Genomic DNA, 22,335 nt, shown 5'->3' on the forward strand with positions numbered 1-22,335 from the left:
CTAACGTCTTGATGTTAACACTCCAATAACCCTTTTAATGGTTGTATGACTGCTTTAATTCAGCATTTTCATCGACGATATCAATAAAAAAGGCAGCTTACGCTGCCTTTTTTGCTCAAAGTCTAATAAAGTTAGACTTTAATTTATTTCCAACCAGTCACTTCAGCCAATGCTTGACCAATATCAGCAAGACTGCGCACTGTTTTAACACCCGCATCTTCTAAAGCCGCGAATTTCTCATCAGCAGTGCCTTTACCACCGGCAATAATCGCACCGGCATGTCCCATACGCTTACCAGGAGGTGCCGTTACACCAGCAATATAAGACACAACGGGTTTAGTGACATTTGCTTTAATGTAAGCTGCTGCTTCTTCTTCTGCAGTACCACCAATTTCACCAATCATAACAATGGCTTCAGTTTGTTCGTCTTGTTCAAACATTGCCAGAATATCGATAAAGTTACTACCGGGAATGGGATCACCACCAATACCAACACAGGTAGACTGGCCAAAGCCATAATCTGTCGTTTGTTTAACGGCTTCGTAAGTCAATGTACCTGAACGAGATACGATCCCTACTTTACCTGGCTTATGAATGTGACCAGGCATAATACCAATCTTACACTCACCCGGAGTAATCACACCAGGACAGTTAGGACCAATTAACCGTACTCCCAACTCGTCGCACTTCACTTTACAGTCAAGCATATCCAGCGTTGGAATACCCTCAGTGATACAGACAATCAGTTTAATGCCTGCACTAGCCGCTTCTAGAATAGAGTCTTTACAGAAAGGCGCTGGCACATAGATAACAGAAGCTTCTGCACCCGTTGCATCAACAGCTTCAGCGACGGTATTAAATACGGGTAAACCCAGATGGGTTTGACCACCTTTACCTGGGGTTACACCACCCACCATTTTGGTGCCATAAGCAATGGCTTGCTCTGAGTGGAAGGTACCTTGTGAGCCAGTAAAACCCTGACAAATTACTTTGGTATCTTTATTAATCAGTACGCTCATGCCTAGTTACCCTCTGCAGCCTTCACTACCTGTTGAGCAGCATCGGTCAGACTTGAAGCTGCGATAATTGCCAGTCCACTGTCTGCGAGTTTTTGTGCCCCTAATTCAGCATTGTTACCTTCCAGGCGAACAACAACAGGCACATTAACGCCGACTTCTTTTACCGCACCAATAATACCATCAGCAATTAGGTCACAGCGGACAATACCACCAAAGATATTCACCAGTACGGCTTTGACATTGTCATCAGACAGGATGATTTTGAAGGCTTCTGATACACGCTCTTTCGTTGCACCACCCCCGACATCCAGGAAGTTTGCAGGCGCCCCACCGTGTAACTTAACAATATCCATGGTGCCCATAGCCAAACCCGCACCATTGACCATACAACCAATGTTACCATCCAGCGCGACATAGTTAAGTTCCCAGCGAGCGGCATGGGCTTCACGAGGGTCTTCTTGCGAAGGATCATGCATATCCTGCAGCTTGGGCTGACGATACAACGCATTACTGTCGATATTAATTTTTGCATCCAGACAGTGCAGATTGCCTGCATCCGTAATAACCAGAGGGTTTACCTCAAGCAGTGCCAGATCATGCGCTTTAAATAGCTTGGCTAAGCCCAAAAAGATTTTAGTAAACTGCTTGATTTGATCGCCCTGCAGCCCTAATTTAAAGGCCAAATCACGCGCCTGATAAGGTTGTGCACCGGCCAAAGGATCAATTTCAGCCTTGAGGATTTTCTCAGGCGTTTCTTCGGCAACCTTTTCAATTTCTACACCACCTTCAGTGGATGCCATAAATACAATACGACGAGTGCCGCGATCTACTACCGCACCCAAGTACAGCTCTTTTGCAATATCAGTACAGGATTCAACCAGAATCTTACTAACAGGCTGCCCTTTTTCATCCGTTTGATATGTGACCAGGTTATTGCCAAGCCACTTTTCAGCGAATTCTTTAACATCATCTTTGGTGCTGACAACCTTAACGCCACCCGCTTTACCTCGTCCACCTGCATGGACCTGAGCTTTAACGACCCACGTGTCACCACCAATACGATCGGCCGCTTCTACGGCTGCTTTTGGAGTATCTACCGCATACCCTTGAGATACGGGCAAACCATATTCAGCAAAGAGTTGCTTTGCCTGATATTCGTGCAAATTCATGCCTTATTACCATTATGCCTGGTTACGCCAAGTTACCAGCAGAATTTAAGTTCTGCGGACCAAATGGGCGGCTAAGCCCGACAGCCTCCCAACTGCCCTACAGCAACCGTCACTACCGCTTTACTTATTCATTTTCGATATCATGGAAACAGGTAAAGGGTAATGCATCATTGTTTTATCTGGCTGCTGTTTATTTTGCTTCCCAGTCAATCGCGAGTTTGCCCTCAACGCTCTCAAGTTGCTGGACTCACCATAAACGGAAAGAGGAATTCTTATATTTAGGCTGGGTAGCTTCTACCAGCCTAAATATATACTGTGTTTAATCAGTGCTATTTACGTTTTTTGCGGTTCGCAATATGAATTGCGTGTCCATCAACGGCTAAAGCAGCTTCATGCAGCGCTTCTGAAACGGTGGGGTGAGAGAAGATCATCAAACCCAAGTCTTCAGAGCTAGAGCCAAACTCCATAGCAATAGCACCCTGCTGCACCAGTTCCGCCGCACTAGGTCCAATAACATGAACGCCAAGGATACGGTCAGTTGCTTCATCAGCGACTACTTTAACCAAGCCTTCTGTTTCGTTAGAAGCCATTGCACGACCGCTGGCTACAAATGGGAAAGTACCCACTTTGTAGGGTTCGCCACTGGCTTTTAACTCTTCCTCTGTTTTACCAACCCACGCTATCTCTGGATGAGTGTAGATGACTGAAGGAATAAGGTCATAATTCATTTGTGCAGCCTGACCAGTAATCAACTCTGCAACCATAATGCCTTCTTCAGAACCTTTATGCGCCAGCATAGGACCGCGAACCACATCACCTACCGCATAAATGCCTGGTACGTCTGTACGGCACTGGTCGTCAACAAAAATAGCGCCACGCTCATCCAAGTTTACACCACAGCCAGGTGCTAACAGGCCTTCTGTATAAGGGCGACGACCAACAGCAACAATTAATTTATCAAAGATAATTTGTTGCTCTTCACCTTTGTCATCCAAGTATTTTACGATGACTTCCTGGCCTTTATTTTCAGAACCCGTAACACGACAGCCTAAGCGAATATCCAACTCTTGTTTTTTGAATACTTTCAATGCTTCTTTGGCAATTTGCTGGTCTGCTACAGATAAAAAGGCTTCTTGTGCTTCAAGAACAACAACCTCAGACCCTAAACGTGCCCAAACTGAACCCAGCTCCAAGCCAATAACACCCGCACCAATAACACCTAAACGCTTAGGCACTTTGGTAAATTCCAGTGCACCCGTTGAGTCAACGATTAATTCATCCGTTAATGGGGTTGGTGGGATATCGATGGGCACAGACCCAGTGGCAATAATAATATTTTCAGCGTCCAAAACTTCGCTGCTGCCATCCTGCTTGGTCCATTCCACTTGTTTACCAGGAAGTACCTTGCCCATACCGTGCAAAGAAGTCACGCCATTGGCTTTAAACAAGCCTGCAACACCTGTCGTCAAGTTATTTACAATCTTGTTTTTCCGGGCCAGCATGGTTGAAACATCAACTTTCAAATTATCCAGGCTGATACCGTGTAATTTAAATTCTTTATGTGCCGACTCATACTTGTATGAGCTATCCAGCAAGGCTTTTGATGGAATGCAACCCACATTCAAACACGTGCCACCCAAAGCTTGTTTACCATCTTCACGTGTCCACTTTTCAATACAAGCGGTTTTCAAACCTAGCTGGGCAGCACGAATTGCAGCGACATACCCTGCAGGCCCTGAACCAATAACAACAACATCAAATTTTTGTGCCATTTCTGTTTCCTAACTTGCGTTTTTCGCGATGCAAACAGTACCACTTCTCCTCAAAAAAGAGGAGAAGTCAGGCCACTATTTCCAATAACATCAAATATCTAAAAGCATCCGCGCAGGATCTTCCAATAGCTCTTTGATGGTCACCAGAAAAGAAACGGCTTCTTTACCATCTAACAGCCGGTGGTCATAAGATAACGCTAGATACATCATAGGTAAGATTTCTACCTTACCATTTACCGCCATTGGGCGATCCTGAATCTTATGCATTCCCAAAATGGCGCTTTGTGGTGGGTTCAAAATGGGGGTTGATAATAGTGAACCAAAAACACCACCATTTGAGATAGTAAAGGTTCCCCCAGTCATCTCATCAATACCCAGCTTGCCATCACGCGCTTTGAGTCCGTACTCACGAATAGTAGCTTCAATTTCTGCCAGCCCCATATTCTCAGCACTACGCAATACTGGGACAACCAATCCCCGATCTGAAGACACAGCAACACCTATGTCTTGATAGCCATGATACACAATATCATTACCATCGATAGATGCATTTACCGCAGGAAAACGCTTCAGCGCTTCAACAGCAGCTTTAACAAAGAACGACATAAAGCCAAGGCGAACACCATTGTGCTTCTTCTCAAACAAGTCTTTATAGCGACTACGAAGGTTCATGATCGGCTGCATATTGACTTCATTAAAGGTGGTCAACATCGCTGCCGTTTGCTGCGCTTCCACCAGTCGCTGAGCAACACGGGCACGCAATCGTGTCATAGGCACCCGTTTTTCTACCCGCTCACCTGCAAACACGGGCGCTTTAGGTTCTGGCGTGACTGCGGCAGGCTTAGCTGTAGAAGGTGCGGCTGTAGTTTTGCTCGCAGACTGTGACTCAATATACTTGAGTGTATCTTCTTTAGTAACACGTCCCCCTTTACCTGAGCCTGGAATCACTTGTGGATCAATGCCATGCTCGTCTGCCAGTCTACGTGCAGCAGGACTCAAAATGGGCGACTCATCATTAGATTTTGCTGCTGGCGAAGCAGGCTCTGCTGCTTTAGCAGGCTCTGCTGCTTTAGCAGGTGCAGCAGGTTTAGCTGAAGCAACTGCACCTTCAGCAAATATAGCAATCAGCTCTTCGCTGGTGACGGTTTCACCTTCCCCTTTCACAATTTCCTGTAGCACACCCTCGGCAGGCGCTACAACCTCCAATACCACTTTATCTGTTTCAATATCCACCAGCAGGTCATCGCGAGAACAAGCATCCCCAGGCTGCTTGTGCCAAGTCGCTACCATACCGTCGGCAACCGATTCAGGAAATGTAGGCGCTTTTATTTCAGTGGCCATGAGAATTCCTTTAATACTTATCGTTAAATACAGCGTATTACCAAAGTAATCGTTATTAGCGTGAGTTACACAGTAAAAGCAGTGTCTACTAGACGCTGCTGTTCTTCCACATGGGTGGACATGAAGCCACTAGCGGGTGCAGCAGAAGCCTCTCGGCCAGCATATTCTAAATACAGCGACGGATTGTTATGCTCAGCAATCACGCGGCGCATATGATGCTGACTAGAATACCAAGCCCCCTGGTTCATCGGCTCTTCCTGGCACCACACCACTTTTTCTATGTTTGGATACTGCAAGAAAATGCTCGATAAATCTTCATGTGGGAAAGGATAAAGTTGCTCAATTCTCACCACAACAGCATCTTGGACATTATCTGCCAATTGCTTTTCCAACAGATCGTAATACACCTTACCACTACACATAATAAAGCGTTTCACCTGCTCCACAGGTACCTCTTGATGGTTTGGTAGTACCGTCTGGAATGAGCCTTCAGCCAAATCTTCCAGTGAAGACGTTGCCTGTTTATGGCGCAACAAGCTTTTGGGCGTCAGCGCAATCAATGGCTTACGCAACGGGCGAAGCATTTGACGACGTAACATGTGGAAAACTTGTGCGGGCGTGGTGGGAATGCACACCTGAATATTATGTTCAGCACATAATTGTAAAAAGCGCTCTAATCGTGCTGATGAGTGCTCCGGACCCTGACCTTCATAGCCATGAGGTAACAGCATGGTAAGTCCACACAAACGTCCCCATTTATGCTCACCACTGGTAATAAACTGGTCAATGACCACCTGCGCACCATTAGCAAAATCACCAAACTGAGCTTCCCACACCACCAACGCATTGGGTGTTGTGCTCGCATAACCATATTCAAAGGCCAACACCGCTTCTTCAGATAAGATAGAATCGTAAATATCAATACGAGGCTGCTGCTCAGCTAAATGGCAAAGCGGGATATAAACTTCATCTTCTTTTTGACTATGCAGCACGGCATGACGATGAGAGAAAGTACCTCGGCCAACATCCTGCCCCGTTATACGTACGGGATGACCTTCCATTAATAACGTGGCGTAGGCCATCGTTTCCGCGAATCCCCAGTTAATCGCTAATGCACCAGCAGCCATCTTTCGGCGGTCATCATTAATTTTGCCCACCTGACGTTGTAGGACAATACCTTCTGGAATTTCACACAGCTTATGGGCTAATTCCTGTAATGTTTGTAAACATACTGACGTATCATGCCGAGCAGTCCACTCATGGCCCAAATAAGGTGTCCAGTCAACAAACAACTCCCGGTTTGGCTCTTTGACCAAACTTTTTACCACATGCTGTCCGTTATCTAATGCTTGACGATAATCTTCAATCAAACGCGTATCGTCTTCTTCAGTCAAAACATCTTCTTGGACTAACTTATCTGCATACAGTGTACGCGTAGTGCCGTGCTTTTTAATGACATCGTACATTTGGGGCTGAGTTGCACCTGGCTCATCCGCCTCGTTATGACCGCGACGACGGTAGCATACCAAGTCAATAACGACGTCTTTCTTAAACTGCATCCGGTAGTCCAGCGCCAACCGAGTCACAAACAACACAGCTTCAGGATCATCCCCATTAACATGCAGAATTGGAGCCTGAACCATTTTGGCAATATCAGTACAGTATTCCGTTGAACGAGCATATTCAGGGCTGGTGGTAAAGCCAACCTGATTGTTAATGATGATGTGAATGGTACCACCTGTCTTATACGCCCGCGTCTGCGACAGCTGTAAGGTTTCCATCACCACCCCTTGTCCTGCAAACGCTGCATCTCCATGCAAGGTAATTGGCAATACAAGTTCCTGTTTGTCGTCCTTACGACGATCCTGTCTAGCACGCACTGACCCTTGTACAACAGGTGCAACAATTTCCAGATGGGAGGGGTTAAATGCCATCGCTAAGTGGACTTCACCACCTGGAGTCATTACATTCGAAGAAAAACCCTGGTGATATTTAACATCGCCCGAGCCTTTTTCAAAAAACCGCTTACCTTCAAACTCACTGAATAAATCAGCTGGGTTTTTACCTAATATATTAACCAGTAGATTGAGTCGGCCCCGGTGAGCCATACCAATCACTAACTCTTTTACATCATAAGCACCCGCACGCTGAATAATTTCATCCACCATAGGAACCAGCGTCTCCCCACCTTCTAAGCCAAAACGCTTTGTGCCAGGGTATTTAGTGCCTAAGTATTTTTCCAAACCTTCAGCAGCCGTTAACCGCTCCAAAATATGTAGTTTGGTTTCTGCACTGTAATCTGGGTGGGCGCGAACACTTTCTAAACGCTGTTGAAACCAGTGACGTTCATCAGAGTTCACAATATGCATAAACTCTGCACCGACAGAGCTACAGTAGGTTTGCTGGAGGGCCTCAACAATTGTGCTCAGTGGCGCTTCTTCTTGACCAATATTTAGTGACGTTGAGCGGAACAACGTATCCATATCGGCTTTGGACAAACCATGATGCTCAATCGTAAGGTCCAGCACAGGAGAACGCTGAAGTAAACCCAGCGGGTCAAGTTTAGCATTTTGATGCCCACGTAAACGATAGGCCTCAATCAGCTCCATCACCTGAACCTGTTTTTTCTCATGCTCTGTCGATAATGAGGCTGGCGTTAATAGCTTAGATTTAGCGCGATTTTTTCCCAGTAATAAGAAATGTTCACGAATGGTAGAGTGGGGAACATCTTGAGTAGAAATACCACTGATGGTGGGTAACTTTTCAAAGTAATTTCGCCACTCCTCAGGAACGGCATTGGGATCCTGGATATACGTTTCGTAGAGATCTTCGACATATGCAGCATTACCACCGGATATATGGCCTGTCTGCCACATCCGCTGCATGACACCTTCTTGCATTCTTAGCTACCCCATGAGATACAAGGCTTAGTGGACGTTGTGAGAACACCATGGCTCACCGGTCACTATAATTCAATCCTTTAGGGGCCAGTAAAACCAGGCACTCATTTCACTGCTATCACTGAGTACGCCTTTTCAGTGTGAAGAGGACAGTTAGCCATTCAAAACCATATACAGCATCTGTCCTACTTTTTAACACATGAGAAAAGCTAGCACACAGCTTAATTGCGATTAAGTACCGCTCTTCAACAACATTTGTCGTATGTGTCCAATCGCACGGGTTGGGTTCAACCCTTTGGGACATACATTGACACAGTTCATAATGCCGCGGCAGCGAAACACACTAAATGGATCATCTAGTGCAGCAAGACGCTCTTCGGTATGCGTATCACGGCTATCCACTAAAAAGCGATAAGCCTGAAGCAATCCCGCCGGACCAACAAACTTGTCAGGGTTCCACCAGAACGAAGGGCATGATGTAGAGCAACAAGCGCAAAGAATACACTCATAAAGACCGTCGAGTTTCTCCCGTTCTTCCGGTGTTTGTAATCTTTCGATCGCAGGAACGGGTGTATCGTTCTGCAAATAAGGCTTAATTTTTTCGTATTGTTTATAAAACTGACTCATATCCACGACCAAGTCTCGAACTACAGGAAGTCCAGGTAATGGTCTCAGCACCAGCTTATCACTATTTCCCACCGCTTGTGTTACGGGGGTAATACAGGCTAAGCCATTAGTACCGTTGATATTCATTCCATCTGAGCCACATACTCCCTCACGACAAGATCGGCGATAAGTGAGGGTTGGGTCCTTTTCTTTCAGTAACCCCAATATATCCAGCACCATCATATCCTTACCCTCAGGCAACTGGATATCAAAGTCCTGCATAAATGGGGCGTTATCTTTTTCTGGGTTATAGCGGTAAACACTAACTAACATCTCGACCTCCCCTTAATATGTTCTTTTAACAGGTTGGAAAGCTTCTACTGTCTTAGGCGATTGGTTGACATCTCGCTTACCAACACGTTTTTCTAGAGGAAAGTACAGTGAATGTTTCAGCCAGTTTTTATCATCCCGCTCGGTATAATCTTCACGTGCATGGGCACCTCGGCTTTCTTTACGGGCTTCTGCCGCAACAGCCGTTGCCATGGCAACTTCAAATAAATTCTCCAGTTCAAGGGCTTCAATTCTTGCCGTGTTGAATGCTTGGCTATCATCTTCCAGACACACATTTTTCATGCGTTCACCAATGCTATTCAGCATTTTCAAACCTTCCTGCATAGCTTCCCCAGTGCGGAATACACCAAAGTAAAGCTGCATGGTTTTTTGCAAGTCAGCGCGTACTTCAGCCACTTTCTCGCCAGAGGTTGTACCGTTTAAACGGTTAAGACGCGCAAGCGCCTGGTCAAGATCAGTATCTGTGGCATCTGCAGTATCAAAGCCTTCATTTAGCATTTTTTCAATATGCAGACCTGCAGCACGGCCAAACACCACTAAATCCAACAATGAGTTACCACCCAGACGGTTAGCACCATGTACTGACACACACGCTGCCTCACCACACGCAAACAAGCCATCAATGGTGACATCTCGTCCTTTATGGTCTTGGGATAACGCCTGTCCCCCCACATTCGTTGGTATACCACCCATCATATAGTGACAGGTTGGAATGACAGGAATTGGAGCTTTAACAGGATCTACATGAGCAAAGGTTCTGGATAATTCCAAAATACCAGGCAAACGAAGGTTTAATGTTTCTTCACCCAAATGATCCAATTTCAACAGTACGTGATCTTTATTTGGACCACAGCCACGGCCGCCTAGAATTTCCAAAATCATGGAACGCGCCACAACATCACGACCGGCTAAGTCTTTCGCATTAGGAGCATAGCGCTCCATAAAACGCTCACCCTCGCTATTGATCAGGTAACCACCCTCTCCACGACAACCTTCTGTGACTAACACACCCGCTCCGTGAATACCGGTTGGGTGGAACTGCCACATTTCCATATCCTGTACAGGGAAACCTGCACGTAGTGCCATACCAATACCATCACCGGTATTAATCAACGCATTGGTAGTAGACTGATAAATACGCCCAGCACCACCCGTCGCTAAAATGGTGGCTTTTGCTTTAACGTAATAGACTTCACCTGTCTCTATACAAATAGCAATGACACCAACCACTTGGTTTTGCTGATTTTTAACGAGGTCAACCGCGTACCACTCATTAAGAAATGTAGTGCCACCCTTTAAGTTAGCCTGATAAAGGGTATGGAGTAATGCGTGCCCTGTACGGTCTGCTGCTGCACAGGTTCTGGCAGCCTGACCACCTTTACCGAAATCTTTGGACTGCCCACCAAATGGACGCTGGTAAATTCTGCCCTTCTCTGTTCGAGAAAAAGGTAATCCCATATGATCCAGTTCAAAAACAGCTTGGGGGCCTACTGAGCACATATACTCAATGGCATCCTGGTCACCAATAAAATCAGACCCTTTGACAGTATCATACATATGCCAGCGCCAATCATCATTCGGGTCAGCACTGGCAATAGCACAAGTAATACCACCCTGTGCGGAAACAGTGTGTGAACGTGTAGGAAATACTTTACTGATACAAGCAGTGTTAATACCTGCCTGAGTAAGTTGGTGTGCAGCTCGTAGCCCCGCACCACCTCCGCCAACAACAATTGCGTCGAAACTCAGTGTACGTAATGATGTCATCAGTTATAGCCCCCAAAGAACCTGAATACCCCAAACAAAATAAGCAAACATTGCAATGCCACACAGTGCTTGAAAGGCAAAGCGCACGACGACTGCCTTACTTCCCAGTGTTTGCTCGGTGAGATAATCAGTTGAAATTGTCCACATACCTACCCAAGCATGTGCACCTAGCGAAACGAGCGCTAATAAACTGAAAACACGTACCCATGTGGAACTAAATAATTGTGTCCACTCGGCATAAGTCAGACCTGGGTGAAACAACAAATACCCCAGCATAAACACGACATAAGCCGCCAATACAATGGCTGAGACACGCTGCACCATCCAGTCATACAAACCACTACGTGACAAGTTGGTTACATTAGTTACCATATCCACACTCCCGCCAATACAATCAGTATCACTGATACAACGATTGTCGCTTTGGCACCTAATGTGCCGCTTTCCTTACCATCACCGATATCAATATCCATCAGTAAGTGCTTAATACCTGCCACAAAGTGGTATAACAAAGCAGACACTAACCCCCAGGTAATTAATTTGGCGAATGGGTGAGCGAGTGTTGCTTGAATGGTATTAAACCCTTCTTGGCTGCTTAATGAGGTATCAAGTGCCCAAAGTAGAAAGGCAATACCAATAAACAGGATGACACCAGAAATACGGTGCAAAATCGATGTGTACGCAGGAAGTGGAAGTTTTATTGTTCTGAGGTCGAGATTAACAGGTCTCTTGCTATTCACGGTTCTTCACACTCAATAAGGCCCAAAATATAACTAAGGCGATAATTATTTGGATGAGGCTATTTTGATGACAGGTTCCTTAATTAGGTTAGAATTCATTAAAGGCGTTAGCCAGCCTGTCAGTATCGGCAAGAAGTATAAATAGAACGAGTATTAATTACAATCGTGTAATGTTACGTAGCTAGGACACAGCAAGGCCTGCACAAGAAATGCAAAACAGTTGAAGGGAAATTCGCCGCCTTAAAAAACCATATCTTTTTTATGGATAATTTTTATTTCAGAAATTTACCTCATAATAATCATGAAAAATAGGCTATTGTTTGACAAACATACTGGTTACTGACTGATGGTTTTTTGAACCTCACTCAACAATGGACTATTTGATAATAGAAAAATGACTCATAATTCACTATTAAAGCTTGTCAATCTTTTGTAGCTAAATACAAGAATTTTCGTAATGTTACTGATCTTACTTACAGGTTATAATCTAACTATTTGACAAAACGATGAATCACCTTATAGTCTTGCGCCACCAATTAGTAGTTATTTATATCTAATGTGTGTCATAGTCACTTTTAGCGAACACAAACAGCAGATGCTTATTGTCCTATATGATAGTTGCTTGCTGCGAGTATAAATTGGTTGCTAATAGCTGACGTTGTTAGGCATAAAAAATAAAAGCAATACCAATTAATAACCACACAATTTGTGCATAATACTAGGTGCCGGTTAACCATTAAATTACTGACTATAACCAAGTTAACCGCTCTTGATAACCAGAGCTTATCCCTGTCACATAAAAAACTGAGGCTCTAGCGTTATTTTTATCAGTGCAGCTTAATCTAAAAAGAAGAACTGAGTTACGTAATTAGTCTTTGATCAGCACTATATTGCTACGTGATTAAAAAACTTACAAAACGCCTTTCTTGGGCTACTGTCCAACAAGAGAGGTATGAGTGAGTCATCGCAGTATGTGATCAGAGAGAATAATACAGATATTACGTAACACAGTATGGTTGGTGTTCCCTTTTATTACTATGCATGAGCTTTATAAGAATGACATGATAGGAGGCCATCTATGGCTGAAAAAAAAGCATTATTAACCATCGACGGGCAACAGCATGAACTACCTGTTTACTCTGGTAGCATGGGCCCAGATGTGGTAGATGTTCGCAGCCTTACTGGCGAAGGCTTGTTTACCTACGATCCTGGGTTTGTCTCCACTGCAGCATGTGAGTCAAAAATCACTTACATTGATGGCGACAAGGGGATTTTACTTCATCGTGGCTATCCTATTGAACAGCTAGCTGAACATTCCTCCTACCTGGAAAGCTGTTTTCTGCTAATTTATGGCGAACTGCCATTACAATCAGAATTACAGGAGTTTGAAGAAATTATTCGTAAGCACACCATGGTGCATGAGCAGTTGCGAAACTTCCTTAATGGTTTTCGTCGTGATGCCCACCCTATGGCCGTAATGTGTGGTGTAGTAGGAGCACTATCAGCGTTTTATCATGACTCGCTTGATATTAGCAACGAACGTCATCGTGAAATTGCAGCATTTCGCTTAATATCAAAAATGCCCACGCTGGCAGCAATGAGTTATAAATACTCAAAAGGCCAACCTTTTGTCTACCCACGTAATAGCTTGAATTACTCAGCAAACTTTCTGCACATGCTTTTCGGTACACCTTGTGAAGACTCGGAAGTTAACCCGATTATTGCACGGGCAATGGATCGCATTTTCTTGCTTCATGCTGATCATGAACAAAATGCCTCTACCTCCACAGTACGTTTGGCTGGTTCCTCAGGCGCCAACCCTTTTGCCTGTATAGCTGCAGGTATTGCAGCACTATGGGGACCAGCTCATGGCGGCGCCAATGAAGCCGTATTAAATATGCTGCAAGAAATTGGCGATGAAAAACATATTGATAAATATATTGCCCGCGCTAAAGATAAAGACGACCCCTTTCGTTTAATGGGTTTTGGTCACCGTGTCTACAAAAACTTTGACCCTCGTGCCAAAGTGATGAAACAGACCTGTGATGAGGTATTGAATGAGCTGGGCTTAGAAGATGATCCTCTCTTCAAAATCGCGAAACGTCTGGAAAAAATCGCATTAGAAGATGAATACTTTGTAGAGAAAAAACTTTATCCCAATGTTGATTTCTACTCTGGGATTATTTTAAAAGCGATTGGTATTCCTACAGAAATGTTTACTGTTATTTTTGCCACCGGAAGAACGCCTGGATGGATAGCGCACTGGCATGAAATGATCAGTGGACCCTATCGAATTGGCCGCCCCCGTCAATTATATACTGGTGCCCAAATACGTGATTATGTTCCTGTGAACCAACGTAGCGTTTAAACCACACGCTTTCTCAATGTTATTGGGCTTATTGCCGTTACCAAAAACTGTAATAAGCTCAACACCACTCCACCCTATTTATCCATCTGATTGGCTAACCTGCCTGCCAAAAACCTCAAAATGCGCCCTTAGCCTTGGAAAGCGCTTTCTTATCCTTGGGTTGATAGTTCCAGCAATGTCAAAATTTCAAAAGCCTGTTCCGCACTCGCACCACAAACAGTATCCTCTGCACGAAACTGACCACAAACAGTTGGACGACGAGGGTCATTGAATAAAGCACAGCGATAATCAGACAGTAAATGAAGGCAGCGTTGGCCTGCAGGCTTACCCTTGGGCATACCTGGTAAAGGCGAACTAATTGAAGGTACGATACAGCAGGCTCCACAATCACTTCGACAGTTCACAACATGCTCTCTTACAACTCGTTTTACTACATATTTACGGAAAACTGAGCAGAGTATACCTAAATTAGGTCACACATTTACAGTTAATATAGCACTAACTCAATTTATGCTTAGGTAAGTCAAAAGGGATCATCTATGATTATTAATTGTCACTATAAAGGCATGATACTTGGTAGCCTGTTAGGAATACCCTCAAGAAAAAGGGTATGTGGTAATCCTAACTCACTATTGTCTATATGCATTAAATGATTTTTTATTCACATTTGGTCCGTTACAAAATAGTACAACCATGAAGGAATTGATTGCTTGTCATGAATGTGATCTGTTGTTGCCTTACAAAGCACTCCCCTCAGGCACTAAAGCCTGCTGTCCCCGTTGTGGATACCAATTGTACAGTGCTCGCAATAACAGTTTAGAGCGCAGTCTAGCCCTGAATATCACAGGGCTACTATTGTATATTCCTGCGATGTTTTTACCCATTATGTCACTGGAGATGCTTGGCCAGTCGCAATTTGATACGGTCTTTGCCGGCATTGTTACACTGTTTGCGCATGATATTTGGTGGGCTGCGCTTTTAGTGCTTTTTTGTAGCATGCTTGCCCCCTTACTCAAAAAGCTGTTGTTGTTCTATGTATTGATGGGTATTAAGCATTCCTGGTCAAAGCCCCCCTTAGCCAAAGCGTTTACCTGGTATCAACATTTAGACAGCTGGGCTATGCTGGAAGTCTACATGTTAGGTGTTTTAGTGTCTGTTGTTAAACTTATAGACTTGGCGGCAATACATTTTGGTTTTGGCTTAGGGTGTTTTATTGCCTTGATGATATGTGCTATGGCAACAAGTGTCGTACTTGACCATCATTTAATCTGGCATAAGCTCGAGCAAGTTCCCAACCAACCTAAGGCTTCACTCTAAAATGCGTCAAACCATGATGACAGCAAAAGAAGCGGGCTGGCTGGTTTGTTCTAACTGCCATAAGCTTTCGCGACCCGTTCCCCACTCACAACACTGGCGCTGTCCACGCTGCCATACGCGCCTTCATTGGCGAACACCTAATAGTCTGGCTTATGCTTGGGCACTTACACTGGCTGCAATAATTATGTTTATTCCTGCCAACATGTACCCTATTACACACATTAATTTTTTTGGTTCAGGTCAAGCTGACACCATTCTTTCAGGTGTAATTGGGCTCGCTAAAGCGGGTATGATTCCCATTGCTGCGGTGGTATTTATTGCCAGCATTGCAGTCCCTTTATTGAAACTTGTAGGGCTGATTATACTGCTACTGTCTGTTCAATTTCGCTGGGCGATGAGCATGCGACAACGCACAGTTATGTACCGTTTTATTGAATGGATAGGTCGTTGGTCAATGTTGGACTTATTTGTGATTGCGACGCTGGTTGCCTTGGTTAAATTAGGTAATATCGCCACCATTGAAGCAGGCATTGGTGCCAGTGCATTTGGTGCTGTAGTTGTACTCACCATGCTCGCTGCCCATGTCTTTGATCCAAGACTCATGTGGGATAATGTAGCTTTACCTGAGATTGCAGCAGAAATCGAAGAGGACTGACTTTGAGTCAAGAAACACCTGAAAGCCCTGACACAGAAACGCTCCAAACCACGCCAGAAGCACATCAGTCATTGGCTGAAGTTGATATCAAACCACGCCGAACCATTTCGATGATTTGGTTATTACCTTTTGTCGCCGCTTTAATTGGTGCATGGCTTATTTATAAGGGCATATCAGAAGCCGGTATTGAAGCGACTATTTTCTTCGAAAGTGGCGAAGGTATTGTGCCTAATAAAACGCAAGTCGTTTATCGTGGGCTGCAAGTTGGTATCGTTAAAAAAGTCTCTATTACACCTGATTTACAAGGTGTGAATGCTACCGTTGAACTGAAACCTGAAGCCGAAGCATTATTACGAGAAACATCTAAATTTTGGTTGGTCAAACCACGAATATCCGTGGCTGAAATTTCTGGTTTAGAGACCTTGGTTTCAGGCAACTATATCGATGTACAACGAGGTGAAGGTAAACCTCACTACCACTTTAATGCGTTGGAAAACCCACCGCCAGTTGATCCTGATACACCTGGTTTGCACCTCACATTACAAACGAAAGATTTAGGCTCACTGGAACGTGGTAGTCCCGTTTTTTTCAAAAAAATTCAAGTAGGTCAAGTCACTGATTACACATTATCAAAGGATAATAACAACGTTAATATCCGCATTATTATTTCCCCTAAGCACCAGCACTTAGTGCAAAAAAATAGCCGATTTTGGAATGCCAGTGGAGTCACGGTAAAAGGTAATTTATCAGGATTTAAATTTAGAGTCGGCTCATTAACATCTATTCTAAGCGGCGGTATTGCTTTTTTTAATCCTGAAACAGAAAAAACCATTTCTCCTGCCAAAAGTGGAGACTTATTTACACTGTTTGAGGACTTTGATGCAGCCGATATTGGCATACGCGCCAAAATCCATTTCGATTCAGGCCAGTTTTTGGTAGAAGGTCAAACCAAGGTAGTGTATGAAGGACTCACCATTGGTGTTGTTAAACGAGTAAAGGTAAATAAAGACCTAAAAGGCGTCACTGCCAGCATTCTCTTTGACCCTCGCGCTGAGCCTGCACTCATTGCAGGCACCCAGTTTTGGTTGGTTAAACCCAAGATCAGCTTGGCTGAAGTGACAGGCTTAGATACCTTAATCAGTGGTAACTATATAGCAGTGCGTATAGGTAATCTTGAGGAAAGTAAATCACAACGGGTTTTTACGGCATTATCAGGCCCTCCCCCGCTGCCATTACATGAGCCAGGTTTACACTTAACGTTGATCAGTGACAGCCTTAACTCTGTTGAAGTGGGTAGTCCAGTTTATTATAAAAAAATTCCTGTCGGCAGCGTACAAAGTTATGCATTTACTGAAAACAATAAACAAGTCAGCATTAATATTTTTATAAAACCTGAATATGCTGAGCTGGTCAGAACTAATTCGCGCTTTTGGAATGCTAGCGGTTTCAGCATTAGTGGTAACCTGTCGGGTATAAAAGTGCACACAGAGTCCATTACTTCCCTACTTACAGGCGGTATTGCATTTTATACACCACATGGACGTTACCGCCACGCCAAAAATAGTGATCAATTTGATCTTTACGATAATTATGATGATGCCCATCAAACAGGTATTCCTATAAACATATCTTTTGCCAGTGGTGAAGGATTACGGGAAGGTACTCCCATAAAATACGAAGGTGTTGAGGTCGGTAAGGTGACACGACTACGTCTTAATCCTAATGATCCTGGTGTTATTGTCAAAGCACTGATTACTCAGGGCGGTTACCGACTTGCTCGAAAAGGCACTCAATTTTGGATTGTTAAAGCAGCGTTAGGGCTTGCTAAAACCCAGCATTTAGAAACGCTCATTTCAGGTCAATATATTCAAGCTAAACCCACAGATCAAAAAGGCAAGAGACAATATATTTTTAAAGGGCTACTCAATGCCCCCATGATAAAAACGACGACGCAACCGGGCTTGAAAATAACACTGACTGCTCCCCGCCTGGGTTCAATTAAAGAAGGCGTTAAAGTACTGTATCGAGATATTCCTGTTGGCAAAGTCACAGGATATGAACTCGCTCCCACAGCTAATCAAGTGCATATTTATTTGAATATTGAAAATCATTATCGTCACTTGATCAGACAACATACTCGTTTTTGGAATACCAGTGGCATTGGTTTTGATTTCTCATTGTTTAGTGGCGCAAAATTGAAAACAGACTCTCTGGAATCAATATTAGAAGGGGGGATTGCTTTTGCGACACCCAATAACCACAAAATGGGAGGACTGGTAAAACCATACACCAAATTTCGTCTACACGAAGAACCCCTTGAAGAATGGCTACAGTGGACTCCAAAAATTCCACTTGGAATATAGGACACTTCAAAAAATGCACTATTTTTAGAGGTGCCCTATAGCTTATCCTGCAGCTTTAACTCTCAAACAATAAAAGAGCCTGTAACGATTTCACGTACAGCCTCTTTTATTATCCCTAAGTCATTTTCTTAATTCTTCATACAATTAAGAGAACAGATCAGCAACTTTTATTTGATTTGACGCTTTAACAAGCCTAGTCCCAGAATCATCAAACCAAATACACCAGGTACAGGCATTGGCGTTGGATCAGGTTCACCACCTGGAGAAAATGCAGTTAATACCCGTATACTGTCGCCAGGTGAGCTGGCAGTAAAGTTGATGAGTGCACGATGTGCCAGCACTGGATCAATAGCAACAGAATCTGCACCTTCTAAACCACGTGCAGATGGGTTTAAATAGTTTGCAGAAACATTTGCCAGAAAGTCACTGTCAGCCAATGTGCTAGTTTTAGTCATGATAGCTAAAATAGGTGCATCAAAGTCCACATACCCAACCATATGTTGTGAAGGCGCAGGGTCAAACACTATATAATGACTGGCAACCTCAGTGTCTGTTGGTAATGTTGCAGAGGGGCCAATATCCACAGTAAGTGGCGAAGGAATAATGATATTTTGATCTTCATCGAATCCATACAGATTAGGATCATTAAAATTATCATCACCCACATTACCTATAGGTGGTATAAGTTTTACAAACATGCCTCCTGCTGTTGCTGCACTTCCCCCTGTTACATCCCCTCCAATAATTATTGCTTGAGCACTATTCAAACAAAAACTAAAGCAACACACCCCATAAAATATACGCCGACCTATCATTAACACTTTTTTTAACATTGCATGCATCTCCAGAAAATAAATCAACCGTACTAATACCTAAGGCATGTTTCATACCAACCGCCTTAAAAACTAGTTTTTAAGGCGGTTTTATTTATTAAGCATATTGATTGAATAATAGGTCGAAAAATATATAAACATTCAATTATATTTAATATTAATTTTGGACTTACTTACCAGTCTATTTTCTACAAGCAACCAAAGACTATTTCTATTAATTAATTTATTATCAATCCCTAAGATTTAATAATCACTTAGATAGCCTTTAGCAAATAGCATATTCCAAGCATTGCAACGCCTTCTCAATCATTGTCAGACAAAATAAATATTAGGGAAACATCATAAACAACCTTATTACTATAAATAATTTTCGTTATTAATATACGACATATTGACTCACAAAAAAAATCCTGCTTATAATCAAATGCGGGAGCTGCCTGGTGTTTACTCTATTAAATAGAAAATACGTTATAAACAGGGGATACCCCTCTTGTTTAGAGTTAGCTTATTAAGAAAAAAACATAATAAATGGCTCTCTTAAAGGGTAAAAACCAGCATTTATACAAAAAAATAATCTTAGAAAAATACACAACACATAAAGTGTAGAATCAGTTAGGAAATTTCATGAAGCTTAATAAAGTTAAGGGTATAACCTTATCAGCCCTCTTTTTGTCTGTTTGCAGTGCAAATGCCTTTGCAGCAAACCCTACTCAATTACCACAGCCGGAACCGATGACCAATATTAAAGGCGTCATCATGGAAGCTCCGGTACAACTCAAACAAAAAAATCAAAAACGTCGCAGTAAGCGTAGTGTACCGCTTCGTGCTCCAGTGGTAGAAGTCAATGACTGGTTTAACTTGAGTCCAGAAAAAGACAACATTGAAGGTTCCAGTGTCAACAAAGTATATAACCAACTTTCATTAACCAATAAATATAAACCTGTTATCGTTGCAGTTATTGATAGTGGTGTTGATATAAAGCATGAAGATTTACAAGGAAAAATCTGGGAAAATCCTGGAGAAATTGCTAACAATGGTATCGATGATGATGGCAATGGCTACATCGATGATATCCATGGTTGGAATTTCATTGGGGGCAAAGATGGCCGCCATGTAAACCACGACACCTTAGAAATTACCCGCGAATATGCAAAATATCAAGAACTATTAGCTTCTGGTGCCTATATTCCAGCGAAGAAAAAAGCATACTATGAAGCGCTAAGTAAAACATTTCAAGATGAAGTGAAAGAAGCAACGGAAACCCGTGATCTTTATGTAAATTACCAAGCACAAATCAAAGAAAATAAAGCGCTCCTGTCTACCTATAATTATAATGATTTCACTCAAGAAGGCTTATCAAGCATCAATAGTGATGTTGAAGAAGTCGTACTGGCCAGAGATTTTCTGTTAAACATTTTAGAATTGTACGGCAGTTACGAAAAAGTTGATAGCCGAGCAGAATACTACGCTAATAAAGTCGAATATAACTATAACACTGAGTTTGACCCTCGTACCGATATTGTTAAAGATGACCCTAATAACTTCTGGGAAGCCGGTTATGGTAATAACGACGTAACAGGCCCAGATTCTGACCATGGAACTCATGTATCAGGGATTATCGCGGCTGACCGCCATAATGATATCGGTATTAAAGGCATTGCAGAAAATGTTAAAATCATGGTATTACGTGCCGTTCCTAATGGTGATGAACGTGATAAAGATATTGCAAATGCTGTTCGTTATGCCGTAGATAACGGTGCTAGTATTATCAATATGAGTTTTGGTAAAAGCTATTCCCCCAATAAAGCTAAATTAGATTTAGCCTTTGAGTATGCCTCAAATGCGGGTGTTCTACTGGTGCATGCCGCAGGTAATGATAGCAACAATAATGACGAAAAACCTCGCTATCCAAACCGCAACTTCAAAAGCTTCCCTGGTTATAAAATCAGTAACTGGTTAGATGTTGGTGCTTCTTCTGCCAATAAAGGTGAAGACTTACCTGCTAGTTTTACTAACTTCGGTAAACGTACCGTTGATATTTTTGCGCCTGGAGTAAAAATTCTTTCCACAGTACCTGGTAACCAATATGCCAAGTACAGTGGTACGAGTATGGCAACACCCGTTGTATCAGGCGTTGCCGCATTAATGCTTTCCCAGTACCCCTACTTGGATGGTTATTACCTGAAATATATGCTGTTAAATACAGGCAGAGAATATCCAGGTCTGGAAGTTAAACAACCTGATACCCCTGAAACTAAAGTTAATTTTAGCGAATTATCCAAAACAGGAAGTGTTGCTGATGCCTATTCCTTGCTTAGATCTTTTAAACAAGGACATTAAGCTATCTTGACTAATTCAATAATCATTATTATTTGAATTAAATCGTCAATAACTCAAGATCAATCGCTATGGATATACAGTTTGTAAGGTTCATAGCGATTTTTTTGCTATTTTCTAAAACTGCTTTGCCAAACGTCTGCATAACGCCCTTCGAGCACGCTGTGAATCCTAATTATTCGTGTTCCTGCCTCAATGGCCAGACGACTCCTGGCGTACAGTTTTCAACGTATAAAATATCCTTACGTGAATCATTAGGTACAAATACTTGGTTCACAGCAGATTTTGGATAACTCGACGACAGACAATTTGCACCTTGACCAGGTCCAACCACCAATTTAGTTCCTGGTTTTAAGGTACATTCACTCATCCGATCCAGTGAGCTCCAAGAAGGACAAATCACATTCTCTTCCCGATACTGTTGCTTGGGACCATGTGGTATTTGAAACGACCACCAACGACCATACTGGGTATAATCCTTTTCACTATTCCAGACCCGATATACTTTCACAGGTTTCGTGGCTACAAATGTTTTACCCGCACACAATTTTCCTTCTCCCGTTGAACCTAAAGATTCATCAAGCAATGATTTATCTTCTTCTGCAACAATACCTTCAGGTGGTTGTGCAATTTGCCCAACACAGGCTATTCCATCAATACCCTGTAATACACTTTTATCAGGGGTAATTCCTGCACAACCCACTAATAAAAGTAATGGTAACCAACGAAAATACACAACCGCATTCTTTAGATGTTGTTTTAAATCCATTTAATCGTGCTCCTTAATGTCAATCAAT

17 protein-coding genes are annotated in these 22,335 nt (G+C 43.0%); 5 read left to right on the plus strand and 12 right to left on the minus strand.

Annotated elements, in window-relative coordinates; all coding sequences use genetic code 11:
- Nucleotides 1-143 precede the first annotated feature (143 nt).
- The 9 genes from sucD to sdhC all read right to left on the minus strand — a co-directional run bounded on the left by sucD (nucleotide 144) and on the right by sdhC (nucleotide 11,665).
- Nucleotides 144-1,019, minus strand: a complete 876-nt coding sequence (gene sucD / locus KCG35_RS17875; protein ID WP_215821164.1) for a succinate--CoA ligase subunit alpha — start codon at nucleotides 1,017-1,019, stop codon at nucleotides 144-146.
- Nucleotides 1,020-1,021: 2 nt separating this feature from the next.
- Entirely contained in the window at nucleotides 1,022-2,188 is a 1,167-nt protein-coding gene (gene sucC, locus KCG35_RS17880; protein WP_215821165.1) for an ADP-forming succinate--CoA ligase subunit beta, read from the minus strand.
- A gap of 329 nt (nucleotides 2,189-2,517) precedes the next feature.
- Nucleotides 2,518-3,960: a dihydrolipoyl dehydrogenase gene (gene lpdA / locus KCG35_RS17885; RefSeq protein ID WP_215821166.1), complete on the minus strand. Its 1,443-nt coding sequence runs from the start codon at nucleotides 3,958-3,960 to the stop codon at nucleotides 2,518-2,520.
- Between the two features lie 90 nt (nucleotides 3,961-4,050).
- Entirely contained in the window at nucleotides 4,051-5,301 is a 1,251-nt protein-coding gene (gene odhB / locus KCG35_RS17890; RefSeq protein ID WP_215821167.1) for a 2-oxoglutarate dehydrogenase complex dihydrolipoyllysine-residue succinyltransferase, read from the minus strand.
- A gap of 65 nt (nucleotides 5,302-5,366) precedes the next feature.
- A complete protein-coding gene (locus KCG35_RS17895; protein WP_215821168.1) occupies nucleotides 5,367-8,201 on the minus strand; it encodes a 2-oxoglutarate dehydrogenase E1 component in 2,835 nt (944 codons plus the stop codon).
- 231 nt (nucleotides 8,202-8,432) lie between these two features.
- On the minus strand, nucleotides 8,433-9,140 hold the full coding sequence (locus KCG35_RS17900; RefSeq protein WP_215821169.1) for a succinate dehydrogenase iron-sulfur subunit: 708 nt from the start codon (nucleotides 9,138-9,140) through the stop codon (nucleotides 8,433-8,435).
- 12 nt (nucleotides 9,141-9,152) lie between these two features.
- Nucleotides 9,153-10,925, minus strand: coding sequence for a succinate dehydrogenase flavoprotein subunit (gene sdhA, locus KCG35_RS17905; protein WP_215821170.1), 1,773 nt, complete (start codon nucleotides 10,923-10,925; stop codon nucleotides 9,153-9,155).
- 3 nt (nucleotides 10,926-10,928) lie between these two features.
- Entirely contained in the window at nucleotides 10,929-11,297 is a 369-nt protein-coding gene (gene sdhD, locus KCG35_RS17910; RefSeq protein WP_215821171.1) for a succinate dehydrogenase, hydrophobic membrane anchor protein, read from the minus strand.
- Nucleotides 11,291-11,665: a succinate dehydrogenase, cytochrome b556 subunit gene (sdhC, locus tag KCG35_RS17915; protein WP_215821172.1), complete on the minus strand. Its 375-nt coding sequence runs from the start codon at nucleotides 11,663-11,665 to the stop codon at nucleotides 11,291-11,293. Before sdhC ends, sdhD begins: the two co-directional genes overlap by 7 nt.
- A gap of 1,078 nt (nucleotides 11,666-12,743) precedes the next feature.
- On the opposite strand from sdhC, the gene gltA reads away from it, so the two are divergent.
- Nucleotides 12,744-14,033, plus strand: coding sequence for a citrate synthase (gltA, locus tag KCG35_RS17920; protein ID WP_215821173.1), 1,290 nt, complete (start codon nucleotides 12,744-12,746; stop codon nucleotides 14,031-14,033).
- A gap of 149 nt (nucleotides 14,034-14,182) precedes the next feature.
- Here the strand turns inward: gltA and KCG35_RS17925 are convergent, their stop codons facing one another.
- Complete coding sequence (locus KCG35_RS17925; RefSeq protein WP_215821174.1) at nucleotides 14,183-14,437, minus strand: YkgJ family cysteine cluster protein; 255 nt, start codon at nucleotides 14,435-14,437, stop codon at nucleotides 14,183-14,185.
- 289 nt (nucleotides 14,438-14,726) lie between these two features.
- Between KCG35_RS17925 and KCG35_RS17930 the strand changes: the two genes are divergently transcribed.
- The 3 genes from KCG35_RS17930 to KCG35_RS17940 are packed head-to-tail and all read left to right on the plus strand — an operon-like array spanning nucleotide 14,727 to nucleotide 18,368.
- A complete protein-coding gene (locus KCG35_RS17930; protein WP_215821175.1) occupies nucleotides 14,727-15,350 on the plus strand; it encodes a paraquat-inducible protein A in 624 nt (207 codons plus the stop codon).
- Nucleotide 15,351: 1 nt separating this feature from the next.
- Nucleotides 15,352-16,005, plus strand: coding sequence for a paraquat-inducible protein A (locus KCG35_RS17935; RefSeq protein WP_230409237.1), 654 nt, complete (start codon nucleotides 15,352-15,354; stop codon nucleotides 16,003-16,005).
- 2 nt (nucleotides 16,006-16,007) lie between these two features.
- Entirely contained in the window at nucleotides 16,008-18,368 is a 2,361-nt protein-coding gene (locus tag KCG35_RS17940; RefSeq protein ID WP_215821176.1) for a PqiB family protein, read from the plus strand.
- Between the two features lie 167 nt (nucleotides 18,369-18,535).
- On the opposite strand, the gene KCG35_RS17945 is transcribed toward KCG35_RS17940, so the two are convergent.
- Entirely contained in the window at nucleotides 18,536-19,201 is a 666-nt protein-coding gene (locus KCG35_RS17945) for a hypothetical protein (RefSeq protein WP_215821177.1), read from the minus strand.
- Nucleotides 19,202-19,825: 624 nt separating this feature from the next.
- Here KCG35_RS17945 and KCG35_RS17950 point away from each other — a divergent pair.
- Nucleotides 19,826-21,541: a S8 family peptidase gene (locus KCG35_RS17950; protein ID WP_215821178.1), complete on the plus strand. Its 1,716-nt coding sequence runs from the start codon at nucleotides 19,826-19,828 to the stop codon at nucleotides 21,539-21,541.
- A 172-nt stretch (nucleotides 21,542-21,713) separates the two neighbouring features.
- Here KCG35_RS17950 and KCG35_RS17955 read toward each other — a convergent pair whose 3' ends face one another.
- A complete protein-coding gene (locus KCG35_RS17955) occupies nucleotides 21,714-22,307 on the minus strand; it encodes a hypothetical protein (RefSeq protein ID WP_215821179.1) in 594 nt (197 codons plus the stop codon).
- Nucleotides 22,308-22,335: the final 28 nt, after the last annotated feature.

Origin of the sequence: Zooshikella harenae, from assembly GCF_018837975.1 — a bacterium.
In the GTDB taxonomy this organism is placed as follows: Bacteria; Pseudomonadota; Gammaproteobacteria; order Pseudomonadales; family Zooshikellaceae; genus Zooshikella; species Zooshikella harenae.

Coding starts and splice junctions, on each gene's coding strand:
- sucD (WP_215821164.1), bottom strand. CDS start 1,019: ATGAGCGTACTGATTAATAAAGATACCAAAGTAATTTGTCAGGGTTTT.
- sucC (WP_215821165.1), bottom strand. CDS start 2,188: ATGAATTTGCACGAATATCAGGCAAAGCAACTCTTTGCTGAATATGGT.
- lpdA (WP_215821166.1), bottom strand. CDS start 3,960: ATGGCACAAAAATTTGATGTTGTTGTTATTGGTTCAGGGCCTGCAGGG.
- odhB (WP_215821167.1), bottom strand. CDS start 5,301: ATGGCCACTGAAATAAAAGCGCCTACATTTCCTGAATCGGTTGCCGAC.
- KCG35_RS17895 (WP_215821168.1), bottom strand. CDS start 8,201: ATGCAAGAAGGTGTCATGCAGCGGATGTGGCAGACAGGCCATATATCC.
- KCG35_RS17900 (WP_215821169.1), bottom strand. CDS start 9,140: ATGTTAGTTAGTGTTTACCGCTATAACCCAGAAAAAGATAACGCCCCA.
- sdhA (WP_215821170.1), bottom strand. CDS start 10,925: ATGACATCATTACGTACACTGAGTTTCGACGCAATTGTTGTTGGCGGA.
- sdhD (WP_215821171.1), bottom strand. CDS start 11,297: ATGGTAACTAATGTAACCAACTTGTCACGTAGTGGTTTGTATGACTGG.
- gltA (WP_215821173.1), top strand. CDS start 12,744: ATGGCTGAAAAAAAAGCATTATTAACCATCGACGGGCAACAGCATGAA.
- KCG35_RS17930 (WP_215821175.1), top strand. CDS start 14,727: ATGAAGGAATTGATTGCTTGTCATGAATGTGATCTGTTGTTGCCTTAC.
- KCG35_RS17935 (WP_230409237.1), top strand. CDS start 15,352: ATGCGTCAAACCATGATGACAGCAAAAGAAGCGGGCTGGCTGGTTTGT.
- KCG35_RS17945 (WP_215821177.1), bottom strand. CDS start 19,201: ATGTTAAAAAAAGTGTTAATGATAGGTCGGCGTATATTTTATGGGGTG.
- KCG35_RS17950 (WP_215821178.1), top strand. CDS start 19,826: ATGAAGCTTAATAAAGTTAAGGGTATAACCTTATCAGCCCTCTTTTTG.
- KCG35_RS17955 (WP_215821179.1), bottom strand. CDS start 22,307: ATGGATTTAAAACAACATCTAAAGAATGCGGTTGTGTATTTTCGTTGG.